We start from the raw sequence: 5,838 nt of genomic DNA, 5'->3' as shown, positions 1-5,838 counted from the left end.
TACTTTGAGAAGTTACAAACCTCTCTGGCAGTGAAAATAAAGCTTAAGACCCCTTTACAAATCTAGCCATTCATGGTAAAATGGATTTTGTGTGAAATATCAGCAGGAAAGCATGAAGCTCGTCAACAGGTGTCTTATGATAAGTAACCTTGGCTGTTTAGGCGAAGGGCATCTGCACGAATCAGGGCTTTCTAAGTGACTATTTCCACCGAAATATTATTTATATCAGGAGGACATTCACATGTCACGTTATACAGGACCATCTTGGAAACAAGCTCGTCGCCTTGGCCTTTCACTTACAGGTACAGGTAAAGAATTGGCACGTCGTAACTACGTACCAGGACAACACGGACCAAACAACCGTTCTAAATTATCAGAATACGGTTTGCAATTGGCTGAAAAACAAAAACTTCGTTTCACTTACGGTGTAGGTGAAAAACAATTCCGTAACTTGTTCGTACAAGCTACAAAAATCAAAGGCGGCATCCTAGGTTTCAACTTCATGCTTCTTTTGGAACGTCGTTTGGATAACGTTGTTTACCGTCTTGGTCTTGCGACTACTCGTCGTCAAGCTCGTCAATTCGTAAACCACGGTCACATCCTTGTTGACGGAAAACGCGTTGATATCCCATCATACCGCGTAACTCCAGGTCAAGTGATCTCAGTTCGTGAAAAATCATTGAAAGTTCCAGCAATCCTTGAAGCAGTAGAAGCTACTCTTGGACGCCCAGCATTCGTATCATTCGACGCTGAAAAATTGGAAGGTTCATTGACTCGTTTGCCAGAACGCGACGAAATCAACCCAGAAATCAACGAAGCACTTGTCGTTGAATTCTACAACAAAATGCTTTAAGATAAGACTTTATATTGTAAGAAGCCTACAACAGTGGGCTTTTTGCTTTGTCTTAAAATGTTGATTTCTGGGTTTGTCATCATTTTTGTCATCACTTATAACGAACTCACAGCTTTCTCATAAAATGAGACGGCTGTTTTTGCTTTTTCTTTGGAGAGATGACTGTAAGTGTCCATAGTCATAGCTAGTGTAGAATGACCTAGACGGTGTTGTAATTCTTTATATGGTATACCAGAGTTTAGCAAGAGACTAGCGTGTGTGTGTCTAAAACCATGGAATCCAATATTAGGTACACCAGCATGTTTGAAACGTGTGTTTAAACGAGTTGCTAGTGTTTTATTGTTTGGGTATTGAGAAAGAAAAATACTAAAATGTTTTGTAGTCCTTAAACTACGTGATATAATAAGAGTAAAAGGAGATTCAGTAATGCAACCACCATTATTTATTGCGAACTATATAATTGAATATTCTAACGATAAGAGCTATTCAATTAACAACCTCATATTACAAAAAATATTATATTTTGCCAATGTAATTAAAATTGTTGACACTAAAAATCCTCTTTTTGAGGAACAAATGGAGAAATGGAAATATGGTCCCGTTGTACCAAGTGTATATCATGAATATAAAAGATTTGGAGCTTTTCAAATAACAAAACAGGATATTGTTAAAGAATATTTTCATTTTGAGAATATAGAAAATAATTCATTAGGAAACATAAAAATATTTAAGTATCAACCACAAGATATTCCAGAACTTGATGCTAATTTGTTAAAGAAAGTTATTGATAGATTTTCTGATGTAGATATTTTTGATATAGTGGAGAAAACTCATAAACAGGAACCATGGAAAAAGTACGAAAAGTTAATTAGTGATGGTGTTCAAGGGATAAAATACACAAATGAAGAGATATTGAATTATTTTAACAACCATCCAGAGGAGTTAGAATGGCTCAGATAAGTACAAGTTTTATCCAACTTCTTTTAGTTGGTGATATCTCTAATCATGATGATGGTATTGTAAAATCGCTTCAAGATAATTTAACTGAGGAAAATTTAGTAATTCCATACGATTATATTGCTGAATTTGTATACCAGAATGAAAATAGCAATGAGCTCAATGAAACGTTAAATAGGAACATCGATTATTTATCTTCAACTATAGAAGCAGATGATAACGCTAAGAAATTAATACTAGATAAGAACCTTAAGAAAATAAGTTCTAATTATAGCTTATCTCAAATTCAGAAATCTTATATATCAAGGGTTGCTAAGGAAGTGGAGCAGGGGTTAAAAGATGTCAATAGCCAACTAAACCAAGCTAGATTAATTCTTCAAGATGTAAAGAAAAAATCAGACGCCTCTAATAATACTCTTACAGAAGCTAAAAGCCAACTAAGTCAAGCTAAATATTTTATTAAATATATACAGGGGCAATCAGCCAACTCTAATAAACTTCTTAAAACTGTACAGGAACAATCTGACGATATTGAACAAACAAAATCATCTATCTACACGGATTTCATAGCAATTTTAGGGATTTTTTCAGCATTTGTTTTTGTAATGTTTGGAGGCATTGAAGTAGCAAGAGCTGTTTTTGATATCGGAGATGATTTATTAAATATGAATCTTTCTAAGATGATAATAATTTCATGTCTGATGTTAATTGGTGTAATAACATTGATGTATTCATTGTTATTATGGATTGCTAGAATCACCAATAAGGAAATTGGAAACTGCATGAGCAGTAAATGCAAAGAGGGTTGTTCGCACAAGTGGAAGCATTTTTATTTACGTCATTCATTTTATTTTTCATTGATTATTTTATTAGTGATAATTACTTACATTTCATTTAAATATTCCTAGATTGGCTCCTGAAAACTATAATTGTAATAGAAAAAGCACCGCTTGGCTGTGCTAGTTTTTTGCCTGCTGAACTCATCATTTTTAAGTTCCTGATATTAAGCACTTTTGGGCGCTTCCCTTTAGTGCTTTTTTTGTTTTTAAAATAGCTTTTTAATATACAGTTATAGGTAGCTATACGTAACTAGACCTGCATAGTTTAAAGTGATATAATGGTCTAAAAGGAGGTACTACTATGGATGTTTTAGAAAAAAACACACAGGTAAACTTTAAAACTAACAGAGACTTGTTAGAGAAGGCTAAAGCTATTATCACAGCGCAAAATCTTGATATGACAGTCAGTTTTAACTTGTTTTTAGATCATATTGTAGAAAATAAAGCCTTGCCATTTGAAATCCAAGTAGACAAAGAAAGAGAAGAACTTCTATCAAAGTTGCGTGCTGAAATTGGCCGTAGCTTTGAAGATTTAGAACATGGAAGAACTTGCAGCCTTGATGAAGTGAGGGCTAATCTTGGAATTTAACGAGAACGCATATGGCCTTATTATCTCCGAAACGGTACAAGAACAGCTAAGAGGTATTAAAGATTATATCTCAGCTAACTACTTTTCAGAACAGGCAGGAGCAAACACAGTTAAGAATATTCGGAGCGTCTTGAAGTCTTCCCAGAAGCAGGATTCGATGCTGATGAAAGAGTAGGAGGTATTATATACCCACCCCACAAAACCAGATGCATCATTTTAGGCGATTACCTAGCCTTCTATCATATTTTAGAGGATAAAAAAGCTGTCTTTATATCAGATATTATTCATAGTAAACAGGACTACATCCGCTTGTTCAAGAAAAAATAGCTCCTACATATTAGTAGTGAGCGTTTAAATTATAAGTCATTGACTAATAACAGGGATAGAATAAACACAATTTGGAAATTATCGGAAGCAATTCGTATGAACAATTGCTCGACATAAAATATAAATCTCCGTTAAAAGATGCCAAAAGTAATATTATTTTTCCAGTTTACCTCTCTTCAATCAGAATCAAAAACATTAGTCGATGATGAACGATATCGGATTATTGGATTGCCGTTTTATAACTATGAAATAACTAAAGATGAGGGGGCAGACAGATTAAGGAATTTATAGTTTAACAAAATCTTAAAATATTTAGTTTTATAGATCTTAGTAGAGAATGAATTATGGAATTTGATATAAATAAAGGAAATTTTAAATATGATAAATAGTTTTTTTTATACGAAAACCAATGAAGTATAATTACGTAATCTCAACGATTTTAGATATAGTAAATTTATTTTTTCTAATCTACTTCATATTTTCAGATATGGAAAAGAAAATATATTTTATTATTGCGCTTATTTGCTATCTAAGTTTAATGGTATGTGTTTGGTTCCTAGAGAAAGAAAATGTAAATACGGACCTAGGAGACTTAAACAGTCAAATAACTAAAATATCAAATACTATCTCACTTAGAGGTATATTTAAAATTATTTTCTGTATAATTAGATACTTTTTTTGTTTTTTATATTACGAACATCTATTCTAATAATGATGGGTGAAGAGTGGCTATATAATACTCCCTACGGTATTTTTATTGAAAATTTCATTTTCATAGTGATAACAATATTACTATTTACTAGAATTTTTAGTTATTTATCAAACATTTCCCCTTACTTATTGCTTTTAGTGATTGCTATACCCATATTTTTATTTTCAATAGTAGGAATTGAATCTTCATTCTTCAATTGGACTTTTATATCTCTTATACTGGTCTCTGTTCTTCTTCAAATTTTGAATGAAGATATTCAATACTTACTTCCTAAAAAAATACGTCCTCAAATGGGAGAGTCTGATACTGAACTAAAGGAGAGCTTCTTCAAAATGAAGTTCAATGTGTTATTGTTCGTTCCTCTATTATATTTTTCTTTGTTGTTATCGGAAAAAATTACAAACAGTAATGTATTTTTATATTTTGTTAATATTTCAACTTCAAGTAATATTGAAGTAGGAAACACAACTTACCTTTCTTATTTTACGGTTTACAGTGCATTAGTAAAACTATTAATTGTTTTCTTTTCCTTTATTATTCTTTTTGAATATAAAGAAAGTTTAATTAATATGATTTGCAGATTTTTATTACCTGTGATTAATGAAGATGGATTCTTAAATCGAGATGGAAAATATTTTAAAATTAGAAATAAAAAGAAGTTCAGTGTTGATAAAGAAATATACTATTATAGATACAAAAATACGTTTATAAAAAACATGCCCACAAAAACAGAGTATTATAGATTGTCTGATAATGTATTAATGGATAAATCAGGCCATACTCAAAATTTTAAAATTATCTCCAATCATATTTTAAAAATCGATAAAGACTACTTTATTTTAGACCATTCAAGTACATTAAATGATTTTTATATTATGAGGAAAAATGAACGCCTGAGGAAATTGAAGAGGCCTGATCATAATGTTTGGTTGGTATTTCTAGCATTGCTAATAGTTACACTATTTTTTAATAGTATTTTAAATTCTAAAATGGAAACTCATGGGAGAGGAGAATATAAAATCATAAAAAACAAAAAAGAGTTATCAAGCAACGATGAAAATGAAATAATTTATTTAGAAAAGAATCAGTTAAGAATTGGAAATAATAAATATAGTTATGATGCAATCAGCATGACAATAAGAGATAATTCGAATACAAAAGTAGGAGAACTTAAGGATAAATTATTGACGATTGAAATTGATGATAGAAAACAAGAATATCGCTTTGATGATTCTAAAAATGCTGGAAGTTAGTATCTAGCTTGAAAAAATATATTTGTTACTTACTTATTTATTTTTTAAGTAAATATAGAAAGTGACAAAAACTTTATGAGCACTCATAGAACAATAATAAGGTAGTTCTTAAAACTAAAATATGTTAATTAGCATTTCGTAAAAATTTACGGAATGCTTTTTTGTTATGTGACTTTCAGTCCGTCTCGCTCCGTTAGGTGCGAGACAAAAAAACCACCCGCTATGCGGGTGCGCGTCGAAGGTTATACCCCAAAAACTCCGAACGCGATACAATAAAGGTGTTCAAGCCAATTGTAAAGCGAAAGGAG

At 31.5% G+C, this 5,838-nt stretch carries 5 protein-coding genes and 2 pseudogenes; 6 read left to right on the top strand and 1 reads right to left on the bottom strand.

The window, feature by feature from the left end:
• Window positions 1-241: 241 nt before the first annotated feature.
• Window positions 242-853, top strand: a complete 612-nt coding sequence (gene rpsD / locus HT728_RS10455; protein WP_000092756.1) for a 30S ribosomal protein S4 — start codon at window positions 242-244, stop codon at window positions 851-853.
• Between the two features lie 95 nt (window positions 854-948).
• Here the strand turns inward: rpsD and HT728_RS10450 are convergent.
• Window positions 949-1,239, bottom strand: a pseudogene (locus HT728_RS10450) (tyrosine-type recombinase/integrase); the annotation flags it as partial.
• A gap of 40 nt (window positions 1,240-1,279) precedes the next feature.
• Here HT728_RS10450 and HT728_RS10445 point away from each other — a divergent pair.
• The 5 genes and pseudogenes from HT728_RS10445 to HT728_RS10425 all read left to right on the top strand — a co-directional run bounded on the left by HT728_RS10445 (window position 1,280) and on the right by HT728_RS10425 (window position 5,530).
• Window positions 1,280-1,813: a type II toxin-antitoxin system antitoxin SocA domain-containing protein gene (locus HT728_RS10445; protein ID WP_173214599.1), complete on the top strand. Its 534-nt coding sequence runs from the start codon at window positions 1,280-1,282 to the stop codon at window positions 1,811-1,813.
• Window positions 1,801-2,718, top strand: coding sequence for a hypothetical protein (locus HT728_RS10440; protein ID WP_173214597.1), 918 nt, complete (start codon window positions 1,801-1,803; stop codon window positions 2,716-2,718). Before HT728_RS10445 ends, HT728_RS10440 begins: the two co-directional genes overlap by 13 nt.
• Before the next feature lie 232 nt (window positions 2,719-2,950).
• Window positions 2,951-3,238, top strand: a complete 288-nt coding sequence (locus tag HT728_RS10435; protein WP_173235127.1) for a type II toxin-antitoxin system RelB/DinJ family antitoxin — start codon at window positions 2,951-2,953, stop codon at window positions 3,236-3,238.
• Window positions 3,228-3,565 (top strand): annotated as a pseudogene (locus tag HT728_RS10430) (type II toxin-antitoxin system RelE/ParE family toxin). The gene HT728_RS10435 and the pseudogene HT728_RS10430 overlap by 11 nt, the downstream one beginning before the upstream one ends.
• A 711-nt stretch (window positions 3,566-4,276) precedes the next feature.
• Complete coding sequence (locus HT728_RS10425) at window positions 4,277-5,530, top strand: hypothetical protein (RefSeq protein WP_173214592.1); 1,254 nt, start codon at window positions 4,277-4,279, stop codon at window positions 5,528-5,530.
• The last annotated feature ends 308 nt before the right edge of the window (window positions 5,531-5,838 follow it).

Origin of the sequence: Streptococcus sp. 544 (assembly GCF_013277385.1) — a bacterium.
Lineage (GTDB): Bacteria > Bacillota > Bacilli > Lactobacillales > Streptococcaceae > Streptococcus > Streptococcus mitis_BA.
The sequence above is the reverse complement of the archived record's forward strand: the minus strand, read 5'-3'. Positions and strand labels throughout refer to the sequence as shown.